Genomic DNA, 26,111 nt, shown 5'->3' with positions numbered 1-26,111 from the left:
GGAGGCGAAGGAATTCCTGAACCTTTGAATCCATATCGTTACTTGAGGTTTTCCTGAGGTTCTGTAGTGTTACTCACACTTTCCGGGGCGTGGCCCCTGTACTGCCGCGCGATTGCGGCCATGTCACACTCGTCCCATGCGCGTGTATCTCGGCTCCGACCATGCGGGCTTCGAACTCAAGAACCACCTCGTCGAGTGGCTGAAGGCGGCGGGCCACGACCCGGTCGACTGCGGCCCCCACATCTACGACGCCCAGGACGACTACCCGCCCTTCTGCCTCCGCGCGGCCGAGCGGACGGCGGCGGACCCCGAGTCCCTCGGCATCGTGATCGGCGGCTCCGGCAACGGCGAGCAGATCGCCGCGAACAAGGTGAAGGGCGTGCGCGCGGCGCTCGCCTGGAGCGCGGAGACCGCCTCCCTCGGCCGTGAGCACAACAACGCCAACGTCGTCGCGGTCGGCGCGCGGATGCACACCCAGGAGGAGGCGACGAAGTTCGTCGAGACCTTCCTGAACACGCCGTTCTCCGAGGGCGAGCGCCACATCCGCCGCATCGAGATGCTCGACACGTACGAGAGCACCGGCGCCCTCCCGCCGATCCCTTCGCACCACCCGCAGCCCTAGCGTCCGCCGCCCGGCGGGGGCCGGTCGCGCAGCACCCGTCCCCGCCGCCGGCAGGAAAGGAACCGCCTCCGTGCCAGAGGGGCACACGATCCACCGGCTCGCGCTGGACTACCGCCGGCTCACCGGACCCCTCCGGGTCAGCAGCCCGCAGGGCAAGTTCTCCGACGCCGCCCAGCTCATCGACGGTGCGTCCCTCACCCGCACCGAGGCCCACGGCAAACACCTCTTCCTGGGCTTCCGCGACGGCGACTGGGTCCACATCCACCTCGGCCTCTTCGGCAAGGTCGGCTTCGGCGACGCACCGGCGCCCCCGGCCGCCGACACCGTCCGCCTCCGCCTCGCCGACACCGCCTCCTATGTCGACCTGCGCGGCCCCACCACCTGCGCCCTGATCACCGACGCGGAGAAGGACGCGATACACGCCCGGCTCGGCCCGGATCCGCTGCGCGCCGACGCCGACCCGGACACCGCGTACCGGAAGATCTCCCGTAGCCGTACGACCGTCGCCGCACTGCTGATGGACCAGAAGGTCATCGCGGGGGTCGGCAACGTCTACCGCGCGGAGGTGCTGTTCCGGCACGGCATCGACCCCTACCGCGCGGGCCGGGACCTCGGCCGCGCCGAGTGGGACGCCGTCTGGGCCGACCTCGTCGCCCTCATGCGCGACGGCGTCCGCGACAACCGCATCGACACCGTCCGGCCCGAGCACAGCCCCGAGGCCATGGGCCGTGCGCCGCGCGTCGACGACCACGGCGGTGAGGTGTACGTCTACCGCAGGGCAGGCCTGCCCTGCCACGTCTGCGGCACCCACGTCGCCACGGCAGGACTGGCCGCCCGCAACCTCTTCTGGTGCCCCCGCTGCCAGAGCCGCTGACCAGCGGACCCGGCGGGCCGGGCGGGCCGGGCGGGCTCTAGAAGCCGTGCGGCAGCCACGGCAGGGCCGCCGCACCGAACGCCGTCGACGCCTCCGTGAGCGCACCCGGCCGCAGCTCGCGGACGCGGCCCGCCCTGGCCAGCGACGCCAGGGAGACACCACCGAGGTAGGCCGCCGCCAGTTCCCGTACGGACAGGGCGAGTTCGGCCGCGTCCGTCGTACGCTCGCAGGACGCGCCCTTGGCGTCGCCGGTCAGCCGCCAACGCCCGGTGTTCCAGGGGCAGAAGGCGTCCTCCACGTCCAGCACCACGTCCACCGGCGCCTGGTAGGTCCGCGCCGCGAGCGCCCGGCCGACGTCGACGAGGCGCAGGTACCCCATGTCCCGCACCCGCGTCAGACAGCGCCGGATGTCGGAGACCAGGTACTGCCAGGCGTCGTCGACCGGCCGCCCCCGCAGCGTCAGCTTCGACATCAGGTCGATCCCGAACAGGAACCGCCACAGCGCCGCGTCGCTCGCCGGGTCCAGCGCGGCCAGGTCCTCCAGCACCACCGTGCCGTCGTGCCCGCTCGGCGACCAGCCCATCTTGGTACGGAACCGGGCGTACCCGACGATCCGCCCGTCCCGCTCGGCGACCACGCACTGCAGCGCCGACGCGCCGTCCCGGTCGCTCTCCGGGTCCACCAGGAACGCCCGCTCCCAGCCCGGCTGCCGGGCCAGCATCCCGGGCCGCAGCGGCACCAGTTCCGCGTACACCGCCTCGCACGCGTCGAGCACGTCGGCCGGCCCGGCGTACCGGAGCCGTACGTCGTCCGTGCCGGGCGGCGCGGACAGCGTCACCCGGCTCGTGTCGATCTCGGCATGCAACTGCTGTACGGCCATGTCGTACCCGAAGCGGCCGTAGATCGCCGGCTCGGAGGCGGTCAGCGCGGCGAGCGCCTCCCCGCGCTCCCGTACGTCGTCCAGCTGGCGGCGCATCATCGCGGTCAGCACCCCGCGCCGCCGGTGCGTCGCGGCCACGCTCACCATGGTGACGCCCGCCACGGGCAGCACCGCGCCGCCCGGCACGGTCATCCGGAAACTGAACGCCCCGCCCGTCCCGACCACCTCGGTGCCGTCCCAGACGGCCATCGACCGCTCGAACTCCGTGAGGGAACGGTCCAGTTCACGCTCCTCCGCCGACGCGGGGCCGGCTCCGAAGGCCCGCACCAGGTGGTCCCACCACCCGTCGAACTCCTCGGCACGCAGCACCTTCAGCTCGGTCGTACGGTCGCTCGCCATGCGCCATGCCTACCAGGGACGATGCGGTACGGGCCAGCGAATTTCTCCCGGACGGCGACGCGGAGCCGTCCGGTGAAGTTCACTGTGAAGTCGCACCCGAAGGCGAACCTCGGACGGGGGACAAGTGGGACCTCCCGTGCCGAGCGGCCGGTCCGATGGATAGGGTCCCGAACTGATGGCAGTAGACGGAGAGCGGCGCGGGAAGGCCGAGACCTTCACGGCCCGGTGCAGGATGCAGTGGCACCGGGTCCGCGTCGGGCTGCGCAGAAGCGCCGTGGACTACTTCCGCGGCGACGGCTCCGACTGGATCGCGCTCGCCGGACTCCTGCTGACCGTCCCGGTGCTGGCGGCCATGACGCTCGCCAACTCGGTGTGGTTCTCGCCGGCCTCGCTGGTCCTGCCGATCATCGCGGGCGGCCTGCTGCTGCGCCCGGCGAGCCTGCTGGGCCTGTACGGCGCGGGGGCCACGGCACTGATCGTGGAGTCGGTCCGGCTCGGCCCCTACACCGAGGGCCCCTCCCGGGTCACCCCCGGCGTGGTCCTGGTCGTGGCGGCCTGCGGTTTCTTCGGCCTCCTCACCGCACAGTTCCGCAGCCGCGTCGGCGTGCCCTGGCGGCGCGGCGGCACCATGCTCTTCGACCTGCGCGAACGCATCCGGGTGCAGAGCAAGCTGCCGAAGCTGCCACCGGGCTGGCACCGCGAGATGGCGCTGCGGCCGGCCGGCGGGCAGTCCTTCTCCGGGGACTTCGTGGTCGCCGCCCGCACGAACAACGGCCGCACCATGGAGGTCGTCCTCACCGACGTCTCCGGCAAGGGCATGGACGCGGCCTCCCGCGCCCTGCTGCTGTCCGGCGCCTTCGGCGGCCTCCTCGGCTCCCTGCCCCCGCACGCCTTCCTCACCGCCGCCAACGGCTACCTCCTGCGCCAGGACTGGGACGAGGGCTTCGCCACCTCGATCCACCTCGTCCTCGACCTGGACTCCGGCGACTACGAGCTCTACTCCGCGGGCCATCCGCCGGGCCTCCAGCTCAGCGCGGGCAGCGGCCGCTGGGAGGAGAAGGCCGCGGAGGGCCCCCTCCTCGGCGTCTACGACGGCGCGCAGTTCGACTCGGTCAAGGGCTCGCTGCGTCCGGGCGACGTCCTGATGCTCTTCACGGACGGCCTGGTGGAGACGTCGGACCGGGACATCGTGGAGGGCATCGACCGGCTCACGGGGGAGGCGGACCGCTATGTGGCGGGCGGCTTCCACGGCGCGGCCTGGCACCTGATCGAGGCGGTCGCCAAGGACGTCAACGACGACCGCGCGCTGCTGCTGATCTGCCGCGAGGCGGCGAGGTGAGAGCCCCGGCGCCCACCGGGCGCCGGTGAGCGGCACGCCCCGCCGCGCGATACTCGCCCCATGACCCGGACCCCGCTCTCCCTCACCGACGTCGAGGAACTCGCCCGAGCCGCGCACGCCACACAGACCGACAAGGCCGGGCGCCCCTACGCCGAGCACCTCGCCGCCGTCGCCGAAGGCGTCCGCACCCGCGGCGGCGACGTGGAACAGATCGCCGCCGCCTGGCTGCACGACGCCGTCGAGGACCACGTCCTCACGCCGGAGGACCTGGCCGCGACCCCCCTCACCGCGCGGACCAGGGCCATCGTCCTCGCCGTCACCAAACGCCCCGGCGAGCCGCCCGAGGCCTACGCCCGCCGCATCCTCGGCACCCCGGGCGCGCTCCTGGTCAAACAGGCCGACCTCGCGCACAACGCGGACCCCGGCCGGCTCGCCGTGCTCGACGGGGCCACCCGCGAACGGCTGACCGAGAAGTACGCCCGGATGCGGGCGCTCCTCGGCCTGCCGTCGTAGCGGAGTCAGACGCCGGCCGTCGTCCGGCCCTCCTGGCCCTGGCCCGCGCGCTCGCGGCGGTCCTGCCGGCCGCGCGCGAGTTCCGCCGCGTCCTGCCGGAACGCCCAGGCCATGTCCGGCTCCATGGCGAACCGGAACACCCGCCGGACCGGCGCGGAGCACAAGAGCGTGACGACGGTGCCGGCGAGCGCCGTGACGAGGATCTCGCCGAGCGGGCCGTGCAGCCACCGCGCGTCGAACAAGCCCGCGTGATCGGCGTACTTCACGACGAAACCGTGCAGCAGGTAGCCGTACAGCGTGCCCGCGCCCAGTGCCGTGAACCACATCCGGCGGCCCGGCACCCAGGACAGGAAGCCGACCGTCAGCACCATCGAGCAGCCGAACATCGCGAGCACCATGACCGGCCCGCACCACCACGGCACGCCCAGCTCCTGCGCGGAGTCCCGGTGGTAGAACCAGGCGGTGTTCATCCGAGGCACCGACCACCAGGAGAACGCCAGCGCGAGGGCGAACACCGGCACCGCGGCGATCCGCACCGGCCACTGCCGGACCAGCCTGAAGTGCTCGGGCCGCAGGCACAGGCCGAGCACGAAGTACGGCAGGAACTGCAGGACCCGCTGGAGGTCCAGGTCGTCGCCGATGCTCGGGGAGACGGACGCCAGCATCGCGACGCCGAAGGCGACGGGCAGCGGATGGCGGACCGCCCGCCAGATCGGCGTGGTCAGCCGCCAGACGAACAGCGCGCACAGGAACCAGGTCAGGTACCAGGGGTCGAGCAGGCTGATGTCCTGGCCGGGGGAGTCGTTGACGTACCGCTCGAACAGCGAGTAGCCGGTCTCGAACAGGACGTACGGCACGACGACACCGGTGACCAGCCGCTTCAGCCGGTCCGGGCGCATGTCGAAGTTCCGGGAGAAGTAGCCGGAGATGATGATGAACGCCGGCATGTGGAAGGCGTAGACGACGCAGTACACCGCCTCCAGGACGCGGCTGTCGCCCTTCAGCGGCTCCCAGGAGTGCCCCATCGCGACGAGCACGATCGCCAGGTACTTCGCGTTGTCGAAGAACGCGTCGCGCTGTCTGTCCGCCGGCGGCCGGGCCGGGGGACGCGGTGCGGGGTTCTGGCCGGGGGACGTGGCGGCGGCAAACATCTGAGGCACCCTAGCCTCGCCTGTGGGATTTCGTAAAACCACCGATGTGAATGCCGGATATCCGCCGTGACCGCCGGCGGGCCGCCGGTTCAATTATCGCGGCCGACTCCTGTGTTCATGCGGTTTCATGCGGCACTTACACCCGCGATGTCCCTATTCATCCCGACTAATTGGTGCATAACGTCCCCATGTGGACCCGTCTTGTGGTGCCTGTGTCAACAATTCGAATTGGCTGCGCACGCGTTGTGTGGACACCGAAACCAAGTGCGCCGATTGCCGTGGATCCGCCGCCGCGCGGGGCGTCGAATTACTGTGCGGGCGGGGGCCGGTGGGCGGTGAGTTGTCGACGTTGTGTCACGGGCCGCATAGTGCGGCCGGGTTGGTGGCACGATGGTCCTGGCGGGGGTGCGGGGCAGTACCCCCGGGCCGGGAGAGCGGAACCGACCGAGGGCGTGATCAGTTGTGGCCATTTCACTGTCTGTGGTGCTGCTGTTGGCGATCATCCTGGTGGTGCTGATCAGAGGGGGGAGCATCAAGGCCGGTCCCGCGATCGTCGCCATCCTGTTCGGCTTCTTCCTCGCGTCCACCGGGATGGCCCCCTCCATCCAGCGCTTCCTCGACTCCATAGCGCAGACCATCAACTCGATCAGCTTCTGACCGCGCGGGCGCGCGCGTGTGCGCATGCGGGTGCGCGGGGCGTGGATTCCGTACGCCCTGTACGCCGCCCTGTACGCCGTCCGCCCCGTCCGGCCGCCCCCGCGGCCCGGCCTGCCCGGCTCCGGACGCACCGAAGGCCCAGGCGATGAGGTCGGAACCTCTCACCTGGGCCTTCGGCACGCAGAGCGGGCGACGGGAATCGAACCCGCGTAGTCAGTTTGGAAGACTGGAGCTCTACCATTGAGCTACGCCCGCACGTCATGCGCCGCAGGTCCGTGACCGCGGCACAGAGGCATCGTAGCGGGTCGTCCGCCGCTGAGGCCAACGTGTTGGTCTGCGCGGATGTGGCGTCGGCGCGGGTGAACAAAGCGGCCGACGCGGGCGGCCCGGGCATGTACCCTACGTGTCGCACCGAAACGGGGTGTGGCGCAGCTTGGTAGCGCGTCCGCTTTGGGAGCGGAAGGCCGTGGGTTCAAATCCCGCCACCCCGACCACCGGATGACGGCGTCCGTCTTGATCGCCTTTTGGGGCGCTGAGCGGCTGCGGTTACTATGCAAGCTGCTGGCCCGTGTGTCCCGGCCCCCGCACGGCGGCCTACGAACTCCTCCGGGCGGCGAACACTCCGCCGGGCCCCTCTGGCGCCGGCAGAACCCAAGCAGTCAGCCACAAGGAGACCGAACCGTGAAGAGCGCCGTGGAGACCCTGAACCCGACCCGGGTTCGGCTCACTGTCGAGGTGCCCTTCGAGGAGCTCAAGGACAGCCTCGACGCGGCGTACAAGAAGATCAACCAGCAGGTCACGGTGAAGGGCTTCCGCAAGGGCAAGATCCCGGCCCGCGTCATCGACCAGCGGTTCGGCCGCGGTGCGGTGCTGGAGGAGGCCGTCAACGACGCGCTTCCGAAGTTCTACACCGAGGCGGTCAACGAGGCCGAGCTCAACCCGCTGGGCCAGCCCGAGGTCGACATCACCGAGCTGAAGGACGGCGAGACGCTGAACTTCACCGCCGAGGTCGACATCCGCCCCGCCCTGGAGATCCCGGACTACTCCGGCATCGAGGTCGAGGTCGACGCCGTCGAGGTGACGGACGAGGACATCGAGAAGTCCGTGGAGCAGCTCCGCGAGCGCTTCGCCTCCACCTCCCCGGTGGAGCGGGCCGCCGAGGACGGCGACGTCGTCACCATCGACCTGGAGGCCAAGGTCGACGGCGAGGTGCTGGAGGACGGCATCGCAAGCGGCGTCTCCTACACCATCGGCTCCGGCGAGCTGCTGGACGGCATCGACGACGCCGTGAAGGGCCTGGAGGCCGGTGGCGAGGCCACCTTCGCCTCCGAGCTGAAGGGCGGCTCCGCGGCCGGCCGCGAGGCCGAGGTCACCGTCAAGGTCACCCAGGTCGCCGCCCGCGAACTGCCCGCGCTGGACGACGAGTTCGCGCAGCTCGCCTCCGAGTTCGACACGCTGGACGAGCTTCGCGAGGACAGCCGCAAGCGCCTCGCCGACATGAAGACCTACGACCAGGCCACCCAGGCCCAGGAGCGCGTCCTGGAGAAGCTCCTGGAGCTCGTCGAGGTGCCCGTCCCCGAGAAGCTGCTCGAGGACGAGATCAACACCCGCAAGCACAACCTGGAGCACCACCAGCTCGGCCAGATGGGTCTCGACCTGGAGAAATACCTCGAGATCCAGGGCAAGACCGCCGAGGAGTTCGAGGCCGAGACCAAGGAAGCCGCGGTCAAGGGCATCAAGACCCAGTTCGTCCTCGACGAGCTGGTCAAGGTCGAGAAGCTGAACGTCAACCAGGAGGAGCTCACCGAGCACCTCATGCGGCGTGCGGCCTCCTCCGGCATGTCCCCCGACCAGTTCGCCCAGGCCGTCGTCGAGGGCGGCCAGGTTCCGCTCCTGGTCGGCGAGGTCGCCCGCGGCAAGGCCCTGGCCGTCGTGGTCGAGGCCGCCACGGTGAAGGACACCAACGGCGAGATCGTCGACCTGGACGACGAGGACGAGACGGAGGCCCCCGAGGCCGCCGCCGAGGCCACGGACGCCGCCGCCGAGGAGAAGACCGAGGGCTGAGCCCACGGCGCCTCCAGCAGACGCAGAAGGGGCTCCTGGGCACTGTCCCGGGGGCCCCTTCGGTATGGGGCTCGGGTGTCAGCGCCCCGTAAGGGGCGCGGGGAACTGCGCGAGCGACCACGACGCACCCGTACGCGCCCGCGCACCCGTACCACCACGGCGAGTAGCCGTCGGCCACCGCCGAAGGCGACTACGCCCCCGGCGAACAGCCCTCTTACCGGGATTCCCCGAAGGGACCATCGCGTTAGGGTCCATGAGTACGAGGGCAGCCAAGCCCCCGGCTACGGAAACGTGAGACGGCACGGCGCCGTCGTAAGACGAGCAGGTGGATACGTGACGAATCTGATGCCCTCCGCCGCCGGCGAGACTTCCATCGGTGGTGGTCTCGGCGACCAGGTCTACAACCGGCTGCTCGGCGAGCGGATCATCTTCCTCGGCCAGCAGGTCGACGACGACATCGCGAACAAGATCACCGCGCAGCTGCTGCTGCTCGCGGCCGATCCCGGCAAGGACATCTACCTCTACATCAACAGCCCCGGTGGTTCGGTGACGGCCGGCATGGCGATCTACGACACCATGCAGTACATCCCGAACGACGTGGTGACCATCGCGATGGGCATGGCCGCCTCGATGGGCCAGTTCCTGCTCACCGGCGGCGCCGCCGGCAAGCGCTTCGCGCTGCCGCACGCCGACATCATGATGCACCAGGGCTCCGCGGGCCTCGGCGGCACCGTCTCGGACATCAAGATCCAGGCCGAGTACCTGCTGCGCACCAAGAAGCGCATGTCCGAGCTGACCGCTCAGCACTCCGGCCAGACCGTCGAGGCGATCGTCCGCGACGGCGACCGCGACCGCTGGTTCACCCCGGAGGAGGCCAAGGAGTACGGTCTCATCGACGAGATCATCACGCATGCCTCCGGTGTTCCGGGAGGCGGCGGCACCGGCGCCTGACACCAGGCCCGGCCACGCCACGCTCCGCCGAGACTCCAGCCCCCCGAACGCCACCAGGACGGTGAACACCCTCATGAGCAACATTCCCGGCGCCGCTGACGCCCGCTACGACGGGCCCCGGCCCGACGCCCGCTACGTCATCCCGCGCTTCGTCGAGCGCACCTCCCAGGGCATCCGCGAGTACGACCCGTACGCGAAGCTCTTCGAGGAGCGCGTGATCTTCCTCGGCGTCCAGATCGACGACGCCTCCGCCAACGACGTCATGGCGCAGCTGCTGTGCCTGGAGTCGATGGACCCCGACCGGGACATCTCGATCTACATCAACAGCCCGGGCGGCGACATGACCGCCCTCACGGCGATCTACGACACGATGCAGTTCGTGAAGCCCGACATCCAGACGGTCTGCATGGGCCAGGCGGCCTCCGCCGCGGCCATCCTGCTGGCCGCCGGCACCCCCGGCAAGCGCATGGCGCTGCCGAACTCCCGGGTCCTGATCCACCAGCCGGCCGGCTCCACGGGCCGCGGCCAGCTCTCCGACCTGGAGATCATCGCCAAGGAGTTCACGCGCATGCGTGACCAGCTGGAGACCATGCTGGCCAAGCACTCCAACCGGCCGATCGAGCAGGTCCGCGAGGACATCGAGCGCGACAAGATCCTCACGGCCGAGGAAGCGCTCGACTACGGCATCGTGGACCAGATCATCTCCACCCGGAAGATGAACAACGCTGACGTCCGCTGACAGAGACTGTAGTCTCTGCCGCCCTTGGCCCGGTTCCACCGCGGGCTCGGCAAGGTGCACGTCAAAGTGAACCGTGCCAAGGGGGGCCCGTACGGGGGTCCCGGCAAGGTACCGTCGACATAAGGCAGCACCAGGAGCCGCTGGATTCGGAAGAGTCCAGGCGTCTCCCAGGCGAAGGGGAAGCACACCGTGGCACGCATCGGTGACGGCGGCGATCTGCTCAAGTGCTCGTTCTGCGGCAAGAGCCAGAAGCAGGTCAAGAAGCTCATCGCAGGGCCCGGTGTGTACATCTGCGACGAGTGCATCGACCTCTGCAACGAGATCATCGAGGAGGAACTCGCCGAGACGAGCGAGGTGCGGTGGGAGGAACTCCCCAAGCCCCGCGAGATCTACGAGTTCCTGGAGGGCTACGTGGTCGGCCAGGAGGCCGCCAAGAAGGCCCTCTCGGTCGCGGTGTACAACCACTACAAGCGGGTCCAGGCCGGCGAGAACGGCGGCGGCCAGAGCCGCGAGGACGCCATCGAGTTGGCGAAGTCCAACATCCTGCTGCTGGGCCCCACGGGCTCCGGCAAGACGCTCCTGGCGCAGACCCTGGCCCGGATGCTGAACGTCCCGTTCGCGATCGCCGACGCGACCGCGCTCACGGAGGCGGGCTACGTGGGCGAGGACGTCGAGAACATCCTCCTCAAGCTGATCCAGGCGGCCGACTACGACGTCAAGAAGGCCGAGACCGGGATCATCTACATCGACGAGATCGACAAGGTCGCGCGGAAGAGTGAAAACCCGTCGATCACCCGGGACGTCAGCGGCGAGGGCGTGCAGCAGGCCCTGCTGAAGATCCTGGAGGGCACCACCGCGTCGGTGCCGCCGCAGGGCGGCCGCAAGCACCCGCACCAGGAGTTCATCCAGATCGACACGACGAACGTCCTGTTCATCGTGGGCGGCGCGTTCGCGGGCCTGGAGAAGATCATCGAGTCCCGGGCGGGCGCCAAGGGCATCGGCTTCGGCGCGACCATCCGCTCCAAGCGCGAGCTGCAGTCCAAGGACCAGTTCGAGGACGTCATGCCCGAGGACCTGGTGAAGTTCGGCATGATCCCCGAGTTCATCGGCCGGCTGCCCGTCATCACCTCGGTCCACAACCTGGACCGCGAGGCCCTGCTGCAGATCCTGATCGAGCCGCGCAACGCGCTGGTCAAGCAGTACCAGCGGCTGTTCGAACTGGACGGCGTGGAGCTGGACTTCGAGCGCGAGGCGCTGGAGGCCATCGCCGACCAGGCCATCCTCCGCCAGACCGGCGCCCGCGGCCTGCGCGCCATCATGGAGGAAGTCCTCATGTCGGTGATGTACGAGGTGCCGTCCCGCAAGGACGTGGCCCGCGTCGTCATCACGGCCGACGTCGTCCACTCCAACGTCAACCCGACCCTGATCCCGCGCGACGCGCGCGGCCGGGGCGCGGGGGAGCAGAAGTCGGCGTAGCCGTACCGGTCGTAGCGAAGAGGGGCGCCCGCGAGTCTCGCGGGCGCCCCTCTTCGGTGTCTCGGGGGACCGTCAGGCCTTGACGCGGACGTCGTTGCGGAGCTTGGCGGTGAGGGCGGCGGTGTCCTCCATCGAGCCGCTCTTCCCGGTCGCGATGGCGGCCAGGTCGTAGGCGAACACGTAGGCCACCGTGCTGTGGTCGCCCCACACGCAGAACGGCATCGTCGTGGACTTGCCGGTGGAGCTGTCCTTGGACTCGATCTCCTGGCACTTCATGATGCCGTCGAAGCCGGCGGGCTCGAACTTCTTCGGCTCGCCGACGAGCTTGCCCTGCGAGTCGCTCTTGGCGCTCTCCGCCTTGGTCTCGGCGAACATCGCGTCGACGGTCTTCTCGGGATCGTCGATGGTGCCGTACACCCCGCTGAACGACAGGGACTTGGCCGTCAGGCCCGAGCCCTGCACGTAGCTCGCGCTCACGTCCTTGGGGTCGTGGATGCCCCACGCCTCGGCGTTCTTGACGTCGGAGGAGGTCAGCTGGCCCGACTGGGAGGTGCCCTGCTTCTTGTAGGCGCCGTCGACGACCGCGGCCGGTGCCGTCAGCTTGTGCGGCCCGTCGTCGGCGACCGAGCTGGCGCCGCCGCCGTTGCCGAGGACGAAGTACGCGCCCACCGCGATCGCCGCCACGACCGCGACCGCGCCGATGACCAGGCCCGTCTTCTTCCTGCCGCCGCCGGGCGCCGGCGGCTGCGGGACGTAGGTCTGCTGGCCGTACGGAGGCTGGCCGTAGGGCTGCTGCGGCTGGCCGTACGGGTTCTGCTGCGGCGGGACGGGGCCGCCCTGGGGCGGGAAGCCGTAACCCGGCTGCTGGGGCTGCTGCTGCGGCTGCTGGGGGTAGCCGTAGCCGGGCTGGGGCGCCTGCGGCGGCTGGCCGTACGGACCCGGCTGCTGTCCGTAGGGTCCAGGCTGCTGCGGCGGCTCCCCGTACGGGCCCGGCTGGTTGTGACTCATCTCTGGGTTCCCCTCCAGATGCTTATGTGTTCCTGACATCCTGTCCCAGCCGCCGGAGCCCGACGGCACGGGGGTGCGCACCGTTACAGAACAAAGGCGTTTCGGGACAGCGCCGAGACACCCCTAAACTGAGCCCCGTGACCGAGAACGCTCAGCAGCAGCCCACAGCGCCCAGCACCGAACTGCCGACCCAGTACGCGCCGGCCGACGTAGAGGGGCCGCTGTACGAGCGCTGGGTAGAGCGCGGTTACTTCGCGGCCGACGCCAAGAGCGACAAGCCCGCGTACACCATCGTCATCCCGCCGCCCAACGTCACCGGCTCCCTGCACCTGGGCCACGCCTTCCAGCACACGCTGATGGACGCGCTGACCCGCCGCAAGCGCATGCAGGGCTTCGAGTCGCTGTGGCTGCCCGGCATGGACCACGCCGGCATCGCCACCCAGAACAAGGTCGAGCAGCAGCTCGCCGAGGAGGGCAAGTCCCGCCAGGACCTCGGCCGCGAGGAGTTCGTCGAGCGGGTCTGGCAGTGGAAGGAAGAGTACGGCGGCAGGATCCTCGGCCAGATGCGCCGGCTCGGCGACGGCGTCGACTGGGACCGTGAGCGCTTCACGATGGACGAGGGCCTGTCCAAGGCCGTCCAGACCATCTTCAAGAGGCTCTACGAGGACGAGCTGATCTACCGCGCCGAGCGCATCATCAACTGGTGCCCGCGCTGCCTGACGGCCATCTCGGACATCGAGGTGGAGTACCAGGAGGACGACGGCGAGCTGGTCTCCATCACGTACGGCGAGGGCGAGGAGACGCTGGTCGTCGCCACCACCCGCGCCGAGACGATGCTCGGCGACACCGCCGTCGCCGTCCACCCCGACGACGAGCGGTACAAGCACCTGGTCGGCCGGCGCATCAAGCTGCCGCTGACGGACCGTACGATCCCCGTCGTCGCCGACACGCACGTCGACCCCGAGTTCGGCACGGGTGCCGTCAAGGTCACCCCGGCCCACGACCCGAACGACTTCGCGATCGGCCAGCGCCACGGCCTGGAGTCCATCACCGTGATGGACGAGCGCGCCGTCATCACCGTCCACGGCCCCTTCGAGGGCCTGGACCGCTTCGAGGCGCGCTCCGCGATCGTCGCGGCGCTGCGCTCGCAGGGCCGGATCGTCGCCGAGAAGCGGCCCTACGTCCACTCGGTCGGCCACTGCTCGCGCTGCGGCACGACCGTCGAGCCGCGCCTGTCCATGCAGTGGTGGGTCAAGGTCGGCCCGCTCGCGAAGGCCGCCGGTGACGCGGTCCGCGACGGCCGGGTGAAGATCCACCCCGAGGACATGTCGAAGCGGTACTTCGACTGGGTCGACAACATGCACGACTGGTGCATCTCGCGCCAGCTGTGGTGGGGCCACCGCATCCCGGTCTGGTACGGCCCCGACGGCGAGGTCGTCTGCGTCGGCCCCGACGAGCAGCCGCCCGGCACCGAGGCGGAGGGCTGGAAGCAGGACACCGACGTCCTGGACACCTGGTTCTCCTCCGGCCTGTGGCCCTTCTCCACCCTCGGCTGGCCCGAACAGACCGCGGACCTGCGGAAGTTCTACCCGACCGACGTCCTGCTGACCGGCCACGACATCATCTTCTTCTGGGTCGCCCGGATGATGATGTTCGGCCTGTACGCGATGGACGGCGAGGTCCCCTTCCGCACCATCGCGCTGACCGGCCTGGTCCGCGACGAGCGCGGCAAGAAGATGTCGAAGTCCTTCGGCAACGTCGTCGACCCGCTGGACTGGATGGACAAGTACGGCTCCGACGCCGTCCGCTTCACCCTGGCCCGCGGCGCCAACCCCGGCACCGACGTGCCGATCGGCGAGGACTGGGTCCAGGCCTCCCGCAACTTCGCCAACAAGATCTGGAACGCCACCCGGTTCGCCCTGATGAACGGCGCCACGGTCCAGGGCCCGCTGCCGGACGCGTCCGAGATGTCGGCGACGGACCGCTGGATCCTGTCCCGCCTCAACAAGACGGTCGCCGAAGTCGACGCGTTCTACGACGACTTCCAGTTCGCGAAGCTGTCCGACTCGCTCTACCACTTCGCGTGGGACGAGGTCTTCGACTGGTACGTCGAGCTGTCGAAGACGACGTTCCAGGCCGGCGGCCGGGCCGCCGAGGTCTCCCAGCGGGTCCTCGGCGAGGTCCTCGACGTCACCCTGAAGCTGCTCCACCCGGTGGTCCCCTTCGTCACGGACACCCTGTGGACGACGCTGACGGGCGGCGAGTCGGTCGTCGTCGCGCAGTGGCCCTCCGACAGCGGCTTCCGCGACGAGGCGGCGGAGCGGGAGATCGAGTCCCTCCAGTCCGTCATCACCGAGGTCCGCCGGTTCCGCGCCGACCAGGGCCTGCAGCCCGGCCAGCGGGTCCCGGCCCGCCTCACCCTCGACGGCACGGCACTGGCCCCGCACGAGGCGGCCATCCGCCAGCTGCTGCGCCTCCAGCCGGAGGGCGACGCCTTCGCCGCCACCGCCACCCTCCCGGTCGCCGGTGCCACGGTCGCCCTCGACCTCTCCGGCACCATCGACGTGGCGGCCGAGCGCAAGCGGCTGGCCAAGGACCTCGCGGCCGCCGAGAAGGAGAAGGCCCAGGCGACGGCCAAGCTGGGCAACGAGGCGTTCCTGGCGAAGGCCCCGGACAACGTGGTGGACAAGATCCGCGGCCGGCTGGCCAAGGCGGACGAGGACATCGCCCGGATCCAGACCCAGCTGGACCGCCTCCCGCAGGCCTGACCCCGCACGCCCCGCACAGGCGTCCGGCAGCCCGTTCCCGGGCCGCCGGACGCCTGCGCGTTCTTCCCGTCGCCAAGCGCGGACCGGCCACCGCCCTACAATCCAAAAGTAGGGACATAGCCTGGATGTTCCGTTTCGACGCAAGGTGGCGGAGGGAACGCCCGCATGCTGCGCAGGGGCCGAAGGAGGACACCTCCGCAAGGAGGGCTGGTCCCCCTGACGGCTGTCACCGGCGCCGTGCTCGCGGTCCTCATCGGCGTCGTCTTCCTGATGCTGCTGTGGGCCATCCAGGACGCACGCGGCTCCCTGCAGACCGCCCGCGCGGGCCGGCCCGCGCTGGACCAGGCGGGCGCGGTCCAGAAGGTCGTCCTGGACATGGAGGGCGGGCAGCTGGGCTACGTCATCACCCGGCAGGACGAGTTCCTCAAACCCTGGCGGGCCGCGCGCGCCGCGTTCCCCGCGCAGGCGCAGCGGCTCGTGGACATCAGCGCCTCCGACTCCCAGCGCCGGCTCGCCCTGCGGATCCAGCAGTCCGGGCAGTCCTTCATCGACGACTACTCGGTCCCGCTGGTCGACGCGGTCCGGCGCGGCGACCCGGACGCGAGCAGCACGGCACGCACCCGCGACGGCCGGCAGCGCGTCGAGGAGCTGCGCAGCTCGCTCAGGAACTACCTCGGCGGCGAGCGCGTCGTCATCGACCGGCAGGAGCACGTCCTGGAGCACCGGATGGACCGGCTCGCCCTCGGGGCGTCCATCGGGGTCGCCGGCGCGGTGGTACTGATCGTCGGCTACGGCGCCTACGTCACCCGCGTGATCGTCTGGCCGGTGCGCCGGATGGCCGGCACCGCGACCCGGCTCGCCGCGGGCGACCTGAGCGCGCGGGTGCCGCCCTCGGGCCGGCGGGAGATCGGGCAGCTGGAGACGGCGTTCAACACCATGGCGGCCTCCCTGGAGAAGAGCCACCGCCGGCTCAGACTGCTCTACGACGCCGGGACGGCCCTCGGCAACACCCTCGACGTGCGGCGGACCGCCGACGAACTCGTCCGGGTCGCCGTCCCCCGCTTCGCCGACCACGTCACCGTCGACCTGGCGGCGGCGGTCCTGACCGGCGGCGAGCCGGAGAACGCCGACGGCACCGCCGTGCTGCGCCGGGTCGCCAGGGGCGGTGTCGGCGAGCACGCGCCCCTGGACCCCGTCGGCGCCCCCGCCGCGCCCAGCCGGGCCGCCCCCGGCGCGGGCGCCGCCCTCCACTCCGACCTGCGCGTCGCCCCGGAAGGCTGGGCCACCGACGACCGCAGCGCGGAACAGCTCCTCGGCTACGGCATGGGCTCGCTGATCACCGCGCCGCTGGCGGCACAGGGCGTGCCGATGGGAGTGATCGCCTTCTGGCGGATGCGGGACTCCCCGCCGTTCGAGGAGGACGACCTGTCCGACGCGGAGGAGCTGGCCGCGAAGACCGCGGCCGCCATCGAGAACGCGCGGCGCTACACCCGGGAGCGCGAGACCGCGATGGCGCTCCAGCGCAGTCTGCTCCCGCACGACCTGCCCGAGCGTCCGAGCGTCGAGGTGGCCTACCGGTACCTGCCGACCGGCACCCGGGCCGGCGTCGGCGGCGACTGGCTCGACGTGATCCCGCTGTCGGGCACCCGGGTGGCCCTGGTCGTCGGCGACGTCGTCGGCCACGGCATCCAGGCCTCGGCCACCATGGGGCGGCTGCGCACCGCGGTCCGCACCCTCGCCGACGTCGACCTGCCGCCCGAGGAACTCCTCACCCACCTGGACGACCTCGTCCTCCACCTGGACGACGGCGCACCCGAACCGGCCGGAGAGGTCGGCTCGACCTGCCTGTACGCCGTCTACGACCCGGTGTCGCGGCGCTGCGCCCTCGCCAGCGCCGGTCATCCGCTGCCCTTCGTGATCACTCCGCAGGGTGCCGTGGAGAAGGCTCCCGGCCAGCCCGGACCGCCGCTCGGGCTCGGCGGCCTGCCGTTCGAGACGACCGAGCTGGACCTCGCCAGGGGCTCCACCCTCGCGCTGTTCAGCAACGGCCTGGTGCACTCCCGCGACCTCGACCTCAGCCAGGGCCTGGACCGGCTCCGGGACGCCCTGACGGCCCCCGGGGAGTCGCTGGAGGCCACCTGCGACCACGTGGTGGCCATGCTCCGCGAGGGCGAGCCCGCCGACGACGTCGCGCTGCTGCTGGCCCGCACCCACGCCCTGCCCGGCGACCGGGTGGCCACCTGGGAGGTCCCGGCCGACCCCGAGCACGTCGCCCGTGCCCGGACCCTGACCACCGACCAGCTCGGCGCCTGGCGGCTGGAGGACCTGTCGTTCACCACCGAGCTGGTGGTCAGCGAGCTGGTCACCAACGCCATCCGCTACGGCGGCTCCCCGATCCGACTGCGGCTCATCCGGGACACCGCGATGCTGATCTGCGAGGTCTCCGACGGCAGCAGCACCGCCCCGCACCTGCGCCGGGCCCGGGTCTTCGACGAGGGCGGCCGCGGCCTGCTGCTGGTCGCCCAGCTCACCCAGCGCTGGGGCACCCGCCAGACCTCCGCGGGCAAGACCATCTGGTGCGAGCAGTCCCTGCCGCCCGCCGACACCTAGGCCGGACACGACCCGCCACCCGGGTCTCTCGGGCCCGGTGCGTGCTCCGGCCCCTCCTGGGCCGCCGGGCGGCCGCCGGGCTCCGTAGACTGGTGGCGTGAGTGACCTGCCCCCGCGCGACCCCCATGACAGCTCCGACGACAGCTTCGACGACCGCGTCGAGGACGACTTCGACGGCATCGTCGCGGCCGAGACGGACCGCGACCCCGATCTCGCGGTGATCGAGGCCGGCAGCCGGACCCTGCGTACCCAGGGCTCCACGCCGCAGGACGACGTCCCGGCCCGCCCCGCGGACCCCGAGGTCGACCGGGCCCTGCGGGAGGTCGAGGCGGACCTCGCGACCCGCTGGGGCGAGACCAAGCTGGAGCCGTCGGTCACCCGGATCGCCGCCCTCATGGACGTCCTGGGCGACCCGCAGCGGTCGTACCCCTCGATCCACATCACCGGCACCAACGGCAAGACCTCCACCGCCCGCATGATCGAGGCCCTGCTCGGCGCCTTCGACCTGCGCACCGGCCGCTACACCAGCCCCCACGTGCAGTCGGTCACCGAGCGCATCAGCCTCGACGGCGCACCGATCGGCGCCGAGAAGTTCATCGAGACCTACCAGGACATCAAGCCGTACGTGGAGATGGTCGACTCCGGGCAGGAGTACCGGCTGTCCTTCTTCGAGGTGCTCACCGGCATGGCGTACGCGGCCTTCGCGGACGCCCCCGTGGACGTGGCCGTCGTCGAGGTCGGCATGGGCGGCACCTGGGACGCCACCAACGTGATCGACGGCGACGTCGCCGTCGTCACCCCGATCGACCTCGACCACACCGACCGGCTCGGCACCACCACCGCCGAGATCGCCGGCGAGAAGTCCGGGATCATCAAGCAGGACGCCACCGTGATCCTCGCCCAGCAGCCCGTCGACGCCGCCCAGGTGCTGCTGAAGAAGGCCGTCGAGGTGGACGCCACGGTGGCCCGCGAGGGCCTGGAGTTCGGCGTGGTCGCCCGCCAGGTCGCCGTCGGCGGCCAGCTGCTCACCCTGCGCGGCCTCGGCGGCGAGTACGAACAGGTGTACCTCCCGCTGCACGGCCCCTACCAGGCCCACAACGCGGCCGTCGCGCTGGCCGCCGTCGAGGCGTTCTTCGGCGTCGGGGCCCAGCGGCCCGAGCCGCTCGCCGTCGACACGGTCCGCAAGGCGTTCGCCGCGGTCACCTCGCCGGGCCGGCTGGAGGTCGTACGGCGCTCTCCCACCGTCGTCCTGGACGCCGCGCACAACCCGGCCGGCGCCCGCGCCACCGCCGAGGCGGTCGGCGAGGCCTTCGACTTCAGCCGGCTGATCGGCGTGGTGGGCGCCAGCGGCGACAAGAACGTCCGGGGCCTGCTGGAGGCCTTCGAGCCGGTCTTCGCCGAGGTCGTCGTCACCCAGAACTCCAGCCACCGCGCGATGGACGCGGACGAACTGGCCACGATCGCCGTCGAGGTGTTCGGCGAGGAGCGCGTGCAGGTCGAGCCGCGGCTGCCGGACGCCCTGGAGGCCGCGATCACGCTGGCCGAGGAGGAGGGCGAGTTCGCGGGCGCCGGAGTGCTGGTCACCGGCTCGGTCATCACGGTCGGCGAGGCCCGGCTGCTGCTGGGGAGGTCCTGACCGTGCGGACGCTCTGCTCCTCCACCCTGATCGGCGAGTTCTTCGTCATCGGCTTCGCCGCGCTGGTCGCCATGAAGGACCCCGACCTGTCCACCTCCACGGTGTGGCTGGTCAGCGGCATCGCGATGGTCCTGTGCGTGGCGCTGTGCGGGGTGATCACCCGGCCCGGCGGCGTCGCCCTCGGCTGGGCCCTGCAGATCGCGCTGGTCGCCTCCGGCGTCTTCGTGCCGACGATGTACTTCCTGGGCCTGGTCTTCGCGGCCCTGTGGTGGGCGTCGGTGCACTACGGCAGGAAGATCGACGAGGCGAAGGCGCGCTTCGCCGCGCAGCCGGACGGACCCCCGGCCCCGGGGAGCTGACACTGCGTGACGGGCGTCCGGACCAGCCCTGTAGCCTCTCCTCACCGCACACGTAAGTACCGCGAAGGAGCCCTCACGTGACTCAGCGCACCCTCGTCCTGCTCAAGCCCGACGCCGTCCGTCGCGGCCTGACCGGCGAGATCATCGGCCGTATCGAGCGCAAGGCCGACTGGCGGATCACCGCGCTGGAGCTGCGCTCCCTGGAGCGGGCGACGCTGGAGCAGCACTACGCCGAGCACGTCGGCAAGCCGTTCTACGAGCCGCTGGTCGAGTTCATGGCCTCCGGTCCGGTCGTCGCCCTGATCGCCGAGGGCGAGCGGGTCATCGAGGGCGTCCGCGCGCTGGCCGGCCCCACCGACCCGATCGCCGCCGCGCCCGGCTCCATCCGCGGCGACTTCGGTGTGATCGTCCGCGAGAACCTGATCCACGCCTCCGACTCCGAGGAGTCCGCGGAGCGCGAGATCAAGATCTTCTTCCCGGGTCGCGCGTAGCCCGTCCGGGGCCGACGCGCCCCGCGAGGATTTTTCGTGGACGTTTTTGACGGGGTGTCAGTCCGGCGGTCCACGTGACCTGGGACGGCCGGATGATTTCGGCCGTCCCTCGGCATATGCGTGCCGATCGGGGGAACGAGTGCCCCCGTCGGACCGTCTCCACAAGCGAGACGGCCCCGTACGTGCTGACAATGGCGAAGACCCTCGCGCAGTGTTCGTGCAGGCGCGTCTACCATGGAAGCCTTCACGTCACAGCACCCACTTCGCCGACCTGAAATGCCCTCAAAAGCTCCCGGGAAGGCCAGACGAATCCTGATGGGGAACTCAATGTCGTTCATCGGCCGTGACATGGCTGTCGACCTCGGGACCGCCAACACGCTGGTGTACGTCAGGGGTCGCGGGATCGTACTCAACGAGCCGTCCGTCGTCGCGATCAATACGAACACCGGTGGAATCCTGGCAGTCGGTGCAGAGGCGAAGAAGATGATCGGGCGCACGCCCGGCAACATCGTCGCCGTACGCCCGTTGAAGGACGGCGTGATCGCCGACTTCGAGATCACCGAGCGGATGCTCCGCTACTTCATCCTCAAGATCCACAAGCGGCGCTACCTGGCGCGCCCGCGGGTCGTCGTGTGCGTGCCCTCCGGCATCACCGGAGTCGAGCGCCGCGCGGTCATCGAGGCGTCGTCGCAGGCCGGTGCCCGCCAGGTGCACATCATCGAGGAGCCCATGGCCGCCGCCATCGGCTCCGGCCTGCCGGTCCACGAGGCCACGGGCAACATGGTGGTGGACATCGGCGGCGGCACCACCGAGGTCGCGGTCATCTCGCTCGGCGGCATCGTCACCGCCCAGTCGATCCGCGTCGCGGGCGACGAGCTGGACAACGCGATCATCCAGCACATCAAGAAGGAGTACAGCCTCCTCCTCGGTGAGCGCACGGCCGAACAGATCAAGATCACGATCGGTTCGGCGTACGAGCTGGACTCCGACGAGCACACCGAGATCCGCGGCCGGGACCTGGTGTCCGGGCTGCCGAAGACCGTGGTCATCTCGGCCGCCGAGGTCCGCAAGGCGATCGAGGAACCCGTCAACGCCATCGTGGACGCCGTGAAGACGACGCTGGACAAGTGCCCGCCGGAGCTGTCCGGCGACATCATGGACAGGGGAATCGTTCTGACCGGCGGCGGAGCACTGCTGCGCGGCCTGGACGAGCGGCTGCGCCGGGAGACCGGCATGCCCATCCACATCGCCGAGGACCCGCTGGACAGCGTGGCGCTCGGCTCCGGCAAGTGCGTCGAGGAGTTCGAGGCGCTCCAGCAGGTCCTGGACGCCCAGCCGCGCAGATGACGTAACTCTTCGATTCCGCCGTACGAGATGATCCCCTCTCGTGCGGCGGATCGTTGATATGGAGGCATAGGCTCCACGGACGAGCCCCTCCGCTCCCCGTTCTCCCGAGAACAATTCCCCATTCCTGAAGACAGTTCCCCGCAAGTTCCTATTCGAGGAAGGCACGGCCGCCGCACGTGAGGGACACGAAAGAGAGCCGGCTGCTCCTGGTGCTGCTGATCGCGATCGCGTTCGCGCTGATCACGGTGGACATCCGAGGTGGCAGGAACTCCCCGGTCGACGGCGCCCGGCAGGCCGCGGCCGCGGTCTTCGGCCCGATCGAGAACGGCATGTCGTCGGTGGTGGACCCGGTCGGCAACGCCGTCTCCGCCGTCCGCGACTCCGACGAACGGCACGACCGGCTGGCCCGGCTGGAGAAGCAGAACGCGACGCTCAAGGCGAAGCTCGGCAGCGACGACCGCAACCGCAGCCGCCTCGCCCAGCTCGACTCGATGCTGAAGATGGCGGGCGAGGGCCAGTACGGCATCAAGGGCGCCCAGGTCATCGCCATAGGGTCGGCCCAGGGCTTCTCCTGGACCATCACCATCGACGTCGGTGCCAACGACGGCATCAAGCGCGACATGACCGTCCTCAACGGCAGCGGCCTGGTCGGCCGGGTCACCACCGTCGGCCCCGACGCCTCCACCGTGCTGCTCGCCAACGACCCCGACTTCACCGTCGGCACCCGGATGGAGGGCAGCGACGAACTCGGCTTCGCCTCCGGCCAGGGCGACCGCCCGCTGCGCGTCGAACTCCTCAACGGCAAGGCCGAGGTGAAGAAGGGCGACCGGCTCGTCACCTTCGGCTCCGAGGCCGACCGGCCCTTCGTGCCCGGCGTCCCGGTCGGCACCGTCACCGGCGTCGACCCGTCCAACGGCGGTCTCACCCGCACCCTCTCCGTCACGCCGTTCGTCTCCTTCACCAAGCTCGACATCGTCGGCGTGGTCGTCGAGGCGCCGAAGAAGGACCCGCGCGACGAGGTGCTCCCCAGCAAGCCGAAGCCGACACCGACCCCGACGGTGACCGTCACGGTCACCCCGTCCGCGAGCGCGAACACGGCGTCCGACACGAGCAGCGCCTCGGCCACGGAGTCCGCGACGGACTCGGCCACCGACGAGACCGACACCAACGCCCAGCAGCGGTAGGAGCTGAATCCTTTTCATGCGTGTCAACCGGATCCTGCTCTCCTCCGCCCTCGTCGTCGTCTCCCTGGTGATCCAGGTGAGCGTCCTGGCCCGTCTCCACCTGCCAGGCGCCGTCCCCGACCTGATGCTCCTCACCGTCCTCGGCCTCGCCATGGTCTACGGCCATGTGGGCGGCGCCCTCGTCGGCTTCGGCGCCGGACTCCTCGCCGACCTCGCCCCGCCCGCCGACCACGCGGCCGGCCGCTACGCCCTGGTGCTCTGCGTCGTCGGCTACTGCGCCGGCCTCATCAAGCCGGAGAACGGCCGGCTGAAGTCCGCGACCGGGCCGATGCTCGTCGTGGTCGCCGCCGCCGTCGGCTCCACCCTGCTGTACGCGGGCGTCGGCGCCCTCGTCGGCGACACCGCCGCCCGGCACGTCGGCATGACCAGCCTGCTGATCACCGCCGCCCTCTACGACCTGCTGCTCGCCCCGTTCGTCGTCCCCGGCATCATGTGGCTGGCCCGCCGCGCCGACAGCGACCCGCTGACCGAGGCCAACTCCGGCAAGAGCGGCGACATCTCCTCCGGCTGGCTCTCCTCCGGCACCGGACTGCGCATCGGCGGCCAGCGCGGCGGCCTCGGCTCCCTGAAGGCCAGAGCCCGCACCCGCAACGTCCGCGTCGGCCGCATCAAGGGGGTCAAGCGGCTGTGAACGCGGGGGAGTTCACCCGGCCGCCCGGCGACGCGGCCCACAGCTTCGTCGTATATGACACGTACGTACAGCACGGAGAGGGGGAGGCAACCCAGTGACCAACATTCCCGAGACCGGTCGGAGCCCACGGGTCCAGATCCGTCTCGTCGTCATCCAGATCCTGGTGCTCTCCCTGCTCGGCACGCTCGGCGGCCGTCTGTGGTACCTGCAGATCCGTGAGGGCGCCGAGTACCAGAAGGAGGCCTCCGGCAACCACGTCCAGCAGGTCGTCGAGCCCGCCGTGCGCGGCTCGATCCTGGACGCGCGCGGAGTCCCCATCGCCGACAACGAGACCCGGCTCGTGGTCTCCGCCTCCCGTACCGACCTGCTCAAGCAGAAGGACGACGGCAAGGCGGTCCTCACCAAGCTCGCGGGCGTCCTCGGCATGAACCCCACCGACGTCATGCAGAAGGTCCGCCTCTGCGACTCCAAGACCCCGCAGCCCTGCTGGAACGGTTCTCCCTACCAGCCGATCCCGATCACCGACGAGGCCACCGCCAAGCAGGCCCTGCAGATCCGCGAGCGCGCCGAGGACTTCCCCGGCATCACCGCCGAACCCGAGGCCGTGCGCCGCTACCCGGCTCCCGGCAAGGCCAACACCTCGCAGGTCCTCGGCTACCTCTCCCCGGTCACCGACGACGAGATCCAGCAGGCCCAGAACAGCAGCTCGCCCTACCTGCGCTCGGACATGGTCGGCCGCTCCGGGCTGGAGCGCCAGTACGACAAGGAACTGCGCGGCAAGGCCGGCGTCACCCGCTACGAGGTGGACAATCTCGGCCGGGTCATCGGCAAGGCCAAGTCCGACGCCGCCCAGCCCGGTTCCAACCTGGTCACCAGCATCGACTCCCGCGTCCAGCGGGTCGCCGAGTACGAGCTGGACAAGGCGATGAAGGTCGCCCGCCAGCAGTACGACAAGATCACCAGCCAGAACTACAAGGCCGACTCCGGCGCCGTCGTCGTGATGGAGGCCAAGACGGGCCGGATCGTGGCCATGGCCTCCGCGCCCACCTACGACCCGAACGTCTGGGTCGGCGGCATCTCCGCCAAGGACTACAAGGCCCTCACCGGCAAGAACTCCGACTACCCGCTGCTCAACAGGGCCATACAGGGTCAGGCGGCGCCCGGTTCGACGTTCAAGGTGGTCTCCACGGCCGCCGCGGTCCAGGCCGGTTACGTCTGGGACGGCGGATATCCCTGCACGAGTTCGTACTCGGTGGGCGGCCAGGTCTTCAAGAACTTCGAGGGCGAGAACTTCGGCCCGATCTCGCTCGGCCGCGCCCTGGAGGTGTCCTGCGACACCGTCTTCTACGGCCTCGCCGACAGCGAGTGGAAGAAGGACGGCGGCATCAACCCGAAGAAGAACCAGCCCAAGGACTGGTTCTTCAAGACGGCCCACCAGTTCGGCCTCGGCAAGGAGACCGGCGTCGACCTCCCCAACGAGGTCACCGGCCGCGTCCCCGACCGCCAGTGGAAGCTCGACTACTGGAACGCCAACAAGGACGCCTGGTGCAAGTCCGGCAAGAAGGACGGCTCGTACGTCGAGAAGATCGAGTACGAGAACTGCCTCGAAGGCAACAAGATGCGCGAGGGTGACGAGATCAACTACTCCATCGGCCAGGGCGACACGCTCGTCACGCCGATCCAGGAGGCGATGATCTACGGCGCGGTGGCCAACGGCGGCACCGAGTACCAGCCGACCATCGGCAAGGCGGTCGTCAGCGCCGACGGCAGGACCGTCCAGGAGATCAAGCCCAAGCCGGTCCGCAAGCTGCCCGTCAGCCAGGCCACCCTCAAGGGCATGGACGACGCCTTCGCGGGCGTCATCACCCGCGGTACCGCCGCCTGGAAGTTCGGCGGCTGGCCGCAGGACAAGATCGCCCTGCACGGCAAGACCGGTACCGCCGAGGTCTACGGCAAGCAGACCACCTCGTGGCTGGCGACGTACTCCAAGGACTACACGGTCATCATGACCATCGCCCAGGCCGGAACCGGTTCCGGTGCCTCCGGTGAGGCGGTCCGCAACATCTACAGCGCGCTGTACGGCGTCGGCGCCAACGGCTCCATCGACAAGAACAAGGCGCTGCTCTACACCCCGCAGCAGGGCCTGCCCAAGGTCCGCACGGACGGCACCATCGCCTCCCCGAAGGTCTCCAAGGACGCGGCGAAGGACTTCCAGGCGAGCCAGCAGGGCGACAAGGGCGACGGCAGCGGCCAGCCGACCCCGGCCACCTCGTCCTCGCCGTCCACGGGCAACCGCGACACCCGAAGGCGGGCGCGGAAGAGGGGAAGCCGGAGGATGCTGACGTGACGTGC

Annotated in this window: 21 protein-coding genes and 2 tRNA genes; 19 read left to right on the top strand and 4 right to left on the bottom strand. The window is 70.4% G+C overall.

The genetic code is table 11. The features are described from left to right. Positions 1 to 136: 136 nt before the first annotated feature. Positions 137 to 622 carry a ribose-5-phosphate isomerase gene (locus tag ACIQOE_RS04660; RefSeq protein ID WP_351319368.1) on the top strand — a complete coding sequence of 162 codons (486 nt, stop codon included), beginning with the start codon at positions 137 to 139 and terminating at the stop codon, positions 620 to 622. 70 nt (positions 623 to 692) lie between these two features. Next, positions 693 to 1,496, top strand: a complete 804-nt coding sequence (locus tag ACIQOE_RS04655; RefSeq protein WP_351319370.1) for a DNA-formamidopyrimidine glycosylase family protein — start codon at positions 693 to 695, stop codon at positions 1,494 to 1,496. A 37-nt stretch (positions 1,497 to 1,533) separates the two neighbouring features. Here the strand turns inward: ACIQOE_RS04655 and ACIQOE_RS04650 are convergent, their stop codons facing one another. After that, on the bottom strand, positions 1,534 to 2,775 hold the full coding sequence (locus ACIQOE_RS04650) for a GNAT family N-acetyltransferase (RefSeq protein ID WP_365559803.1): 1,242 nt from the start codon (positions 2,773 to 2,775) through the stop codon (positions 1,534 to 1,536). 175 nt (positions 2,776 to 2,950) lie between these two features. Between ACIQOE_RS04650 and ACIQOE_RS04645 the strand changes: the two genes are divergently transcribed. Further along, positions 2,951 to 4,114 carry a PP2C family protein-serine/threonine phosphatase gene (locus ACIQOE_RS04645; protein ID WP_351319374.1) on the top strand — a complete coding sequence of 388 codons (1,164 nt, stop codon included), beginning with the start codon at positions 2,951 to 2,953 and terminating at the stop codon, positions 4,112 to 4,114. A 60-nt stretch (positions 4,115 to 4,174) separates the two neighbouring features. Then, positions 4,175 to 4,627: an HD domain-containing protein gene (locus tag ACIQOE_RS04640; protein ID WP_365559802.1), complete on the top strand. Its 453-nt coding sequence runs from the start codon at positions 4,175 to 4,177 to the stop codon at positions 4,625 to 4,627. Positions 4,628 to 4,632: 5 nt separating this feature from the next. Here ACIQOE_RS04640 and ACIQOE_RS04635 read toward each other — a convergent pair whose 3' ends face one another. Beyond that, positions 4,633 to 5,778 (bottom strand): acyltransferase family protein, encoded by a 1,146-nt coding sequence (locus ACIQOE_RS04635; protein WP_401409625.1) that lies wholly within the window; start codon positions 5,776 to 5,778, stop codon positions 4,633 to 4,635. 462 nt (positions 5,779 to 6,240) lie between these two features. Here ACIQOE_RS04635 and ACIQOE_RS04630 point away from each other — a divergent pair, with 462 nt between their 5' ends. Beyond that, a complete protein-coding gene (locus ACIQOE_RS04630; protein WP_351319380.1) occupies positions 6,241 to 6,435 on the top strand; it encodes a hypothetical protein in 195 nt (64 codons plus the stop codon). Positions 6,436 to 6,619: 184 nt separating this feature from the next. On the opposite strand, the gene ACIQOE_RS04625 is transcribed toward ACIQOE_RS04630, so the two are convergent. Next, a tRNA-Gly gene (locus ACIQOE_RS04625) sits at positions 6,620 to 6,690 on the bottom strand. Positions 6,691 to 6,852: 162 nt separating this feature from the next. On the opposite strand from ACIQOE_RS04625, the gene ACIQOE_RS04620 reads away from it, so the two are divergent. From ACIQOE_RS04620 to clpX, 5 genes are all read left to right on the top strand, one after another. Further along, a tRNA-Pro gene (locus ACIQOE_RS04620) sits at positions 6,853 to 6,929 on the top strand. Between the two features lie 187 nt (positions 6,930 to 7,116). Beyond that, complete coding sequence (tig, locus tag ACIQOE_RS04615) at positions 7,117 to 8,499, top strand: trigger factor (RefSeq protein WP_351319382.1); 1,383 nt, start codon at positions 7,117 to 7,119, stop codon at positions 8,497 to 8,499. A 345-nt stretch (positions 8,500 to 8,844) separates the two neighbouring features. After that, the gene (locus tag ACIQOE_RS04610; RefSeq protein WP_351319880.1) at positions 8,845 to 9,450 is read left to right on the top strand and encodes an ATP-dependent Clp protease proteolytic subunit; all 606 of its coding nucleotides are present in this window, start codon (positions 8,845 to 8,847) and stop codon (positions 9,448 to 9,450) included. A 73-nt stretch (positions 9,451 to 9,523) separates the two neighbouring features. After that, positions 9,524 to 10,189, top strand: a complete 666-nt coding sequence (locus ACIQOE_RS04605) for an ATP-dependent Clp protease proteolytic subunit (RefSeq protein ID WP_189261441.1) — start codon at positions 9,524 to 9,526, stop codon at positions 10,187 to 10,189. Between the two features lie 189 nt (positions 10,190 to 10,378). Then, a complete protein-coding gene (gene clpX, locus ACIQOE_RS04600) occupies positions 10,379 to 11,665 on the top strand; it encodes an ATP-dependent Clp protease ATP-binding subunit ClpX (RefSeq protein WP_351319384.1) in 1,287 nt (428 codons plus the stop codon). Between the two features lie 72 nt (positions 11,666 to 11,737). Here the strand turns inward: clpX and ACIQOE_RS04595 are convergent, their stop codons facing one another. Further along, complete coding sequence (locus ACIQOE_RS04595; protein WP_401409622.1) at positions 11,738 to 12,673, bottom strand: hypothetical protein; 936 nt, start codon at positions 12,671 to 12,673, stop codon at positions 11,738 to 11,740. 137 nt (positions 12,674 to 12,810) lie between these two features. On the opposite strand from ACIQOE_RS04595, the gene ACIQOE_RS04590 reads away from it, so the two are divergent. From ACIQOE_RS04590 to mrdA, 9 genes are all read left to right on the top strand, one after another. Next, the gene (locus tag ACIQOE_RS04590; protein ID WP_401409620.1) at positions 12,811 to 15,441 is read left to right on the top strand and encodes a valine--tRNA ligase; all 2,631 of its coding nucleotides are present in this window, start codon (positions 12,811 to 12,813) and stop codon (positions 15,439 to 15,441) included. A gap of 165 nt (positions 15,442 to 15,606) precedes the next feature. Continuing rightward, complete coding sequence (locus ACIQOE_RS04585; protein ID WP_399008135.1) at positions 15,607 to 18,051, top strand: SpoIIE family protein phosphatase; 2,445 nt, start codon at positions 15,607 to 15,609, stop codon at positions 18,049 to 18,051. 106 nt (positions 18,052 to 18,157) lie between these two features. Continuing rightward, a complete protein-coding gene (locus ACIQOE_RS04580; protein ID WP_401410108.1) occupies positions 18,158 to 19,687 on the top strand; it encodes a bifunctional folylpolyglutamate synthase/dihydrofolate synthase in 1,530 nt (509 codons plus the stop codon). 2 nt (positions 19,688 to 19,689) lie between these two features. Then, the gene (locus ACIQOE_RS04575) at positions 19,690 to 20,046 is read left to right on the top strand and encodes a DUF4233 domain-containing protein (protein WP_351319392.1); all 357 of its coding nucleotides are present in this window, start codon (positions 19,690 to 19,692) and stop codon (positions 20,044 to 20,046) included. A 77-nt stretch (positions 20,047 to 20,123) separates the two neighbouring features. Beyond that, positions 20,124 to 20,537 (top strand): nucleoside-diphosphate kinase, encoded by a 414-nt coding sequence (gene ndk / locus ACIQOE_RS04570; RefSeq protein WP_351319394.1) that lies wholly within the window; start codon positions 20,124 to 20,126, stop codon positions 20,535 to 20,537. Between the two features lie 327 nt (positions 20,538 to 20,864). Beyond that, positions 20,865 to 21,884 (top strand): rod shape-determining protein, encoded by a 1,020-nt coding sequence (locus ACIQOE_RS04565; protein ID WP_046734341.1) that lies wholly within the window; start codon positions 20,865 to 20,867, stop codon positions 21,882 to 21,884. Between the two features lie 176 nt (positions 21,885 to 22,060). Next, positions 22,061 to 23,068 (top strand): rod shape-determining protein MreC, encoded by a 1,008-nt coding sequence (mreC, locus tag ACIQOE_RS04560; RefSeq protein WP_351319396.1) that lies wholly within the window; start codon positions 22,061 to 22,063, stop codon positions 23,066 to 23,068. 16 nt (positions 23,069 to 23,084) lie between these two features. After that, entirely contained in the window at positions 23,085 to 23,759 is a 675-nt protein-coding gene (gene mreD, locus ACIQOE_RS04555; RefSeq protein ID WP_351319398.1) for a rod shape-determining protein MreD, read from the top strand. Positions 23,760 to 23,853: 94 nt separating this feature from the next. Continuing rightward, positions 23,854 to 26,106 (top strand): penicillin-binding protein 2, encoded by a 2,253-nt coding sequence (gene mrdA, locus ACIQOE_RS04550; protein WP_365559790.1) that lies wholly within the window; start codon positions 23,854 to 23,856, stop codon positions 26,104 to 26,106. The last annotated feature ends 5 nt before the right edge of the window (positions 26,107 to 26,111 follow it).

Source organism: Streptomyces sp. NPDC091282, from assembly GCF_044757385.1.
GTDB classification, from domain to species: Bacteria; Actinomycetota; Actinomycetes; order Streptomycetales; family Streptomycetaceae; genus Streptomyces; species Streptomyces gramineus.
This window is presented reverse-complemented; position numbering and strand designations above follow the sequence as displayed.